Source organism: Gracilimonas tropica DSM 19535 (assembly GCF_000375425.1).
Classification (GTDB): domain Bacteria; phylum Bacteroidota; class Rhodothermia; order Balneolales; family Balneolaceae; genus Gracilimonas; species Gracilimonas tropica.
Genome location: NZ_AQXG01000046.1, coordinates 1 through 1439 on the forward strand (window position 1 = coordinate 1; position 1439 = coordinate 1439).

Below are 1439 nucleotides of genomic sequence, written 5' to 3' on the forward strand. Positions count from 1 at the left end.
CCCTTTTCCTAACCCCCAAAATTGTCGAGCTTCATCCGCTATTTCTTCAATTTCTAAATTCGATAAATTGTGGAACTCTTTATTGTTAATTAAATCAATGTCGGGAAAATTTAGTTTTGGTAATTCAACAAATTTTTCCACGTAATCAAACAAGTCTGAAAGCCAGTCAAGTTTGACATCGACACTTTTTCTAATTGACTTAGTAGCAGAGCTAAATTTCCTATAAAAAACAGGAAACTCTTTATTATTGTATTCTTTTAAAAAATAAGTTTCAGGTAGATTTAATGTCTTAGCAATACTGTTCAGAGTTTCATAAGAAGGAGCCTTTTTACCGTTTATTAGTTGAGATATCATAGACGAAGATATTCCTGATAATTCTGACAATGTAGTTGCACTGAACATTCTTGCGTCTAATGCTTTTTGCAAACGTATTCCTTGAAAATCTTCAACACCCTTAACCATAAGATTTTTATCAACTTATATTTTTCTTTAATGTTGGCATGTTGTCATTTTTAATCTCTTCAATGACAGGCTCATCAATCATTATAGGTTCTTTTAGACCACAAATTTTATAGAGGGACTTGTTATAATCATACCGTCCATTTTCATAATTTGGAACTGCAATTCTTGCAAATCCTGGCCTTTCATTCTCATTAGAAATTATGCCATGCAAAATTATCACATAAATATCTTCATCACCAATACTAACTGAAGGATTGGGATCAAAAAAAGTAGGGGTATATTTTTGTGAAAGAGATTGTCGAAATTTCGCATTCCGGACAAACTCGTTTTTATATTTTACTTGAGACACAGTAATAATTGCTCCGTCCAACCTAACCTCAACATGCTTGTGATTACCTGAACTATTCGCAACGTAATTTGCAACACAATCATCATGCATAAGTGCTGTCTCATATAATTTTTGATTGGCTAACCAATCCCTATTATATGGTTTAGCTAATTTCGCAATTTGACTATCATATTGAGATGAAAGATCAATAGCTGCTTCATACATTTCTTCCAGCTGATTAAGATAATCACTGAAAAATTTTAGATTTAGACTTTTAATTTTTGAATCAAGAATGGCTTCAAAGCTACTCATTGCAGAATTATTAGTTTACTGTTTGCAGAAATTACTCAAATTTTTTTACTCAAGCAATGATAAGCGACAATATTTTTACTTTAAGTCTGGGATTGGCCAACTAAGAGAGCGATTACCCCATACACATATCCAATAGCTTCAACGATAGCTAGAACAATGAGTACCATCTCATCTATTTCACCGGCATTAATTCGCCCGGTTGTGATCATTCCAGATATACCCAAACTGGTAAGTCCACTTTTTGCAATGTCTTTCCCTTCCTGCGGAGTTTCTTTTCTGAATAAGGTGATAAGTGTTGGTACGGATTTGAGGACGTTTCTAAGTAATTTATTCATGA

The 1439-nt window shown here is 33.1% G+C and carries 3 protein-coding genes; all 3 read right to left on the bottom strand.

Features of this window, described 5'->3' with window-relative positions; translation table 11 throughout:
• On the bottom strand, window positions 1–462 hold a 462-nt coding region (locus tag B151_RS0117515), incomplete at its 3' end, for a helix-turn-helix domain-containing protein (RefSeq protein WP_020404924.1).
• 10 nt (window positions 463–472) lie between these two features.
• Entirely contained in the window at window positions 473–1102 is a 630-nt protein-coding gene (locus B151_RS0117520; RefSeq protein WP_020404925.1) for a hypothetical protein, read from the bottom strand.
• Window positions 1103–1182: 80 nt separating this feature from the next.
• The coding region (locus B151_RS20225) for a hypothetical protein (RefSeq protein ID WP_026166747.1) at window positions 1183–1439 on the bottom strand (257 nt) is incomplete at its 5' end.

Bases quoted from the DNA above. Each gene is read 5' to 3' on its own strand.
- B151_RS0117520 (WP_020404925.1), bottom strand. From the start codon at position 1,102: ATGAGTAGCTTTGAAGCCATTCTTGATTCAAAAATTAAAAGTCTAAAT.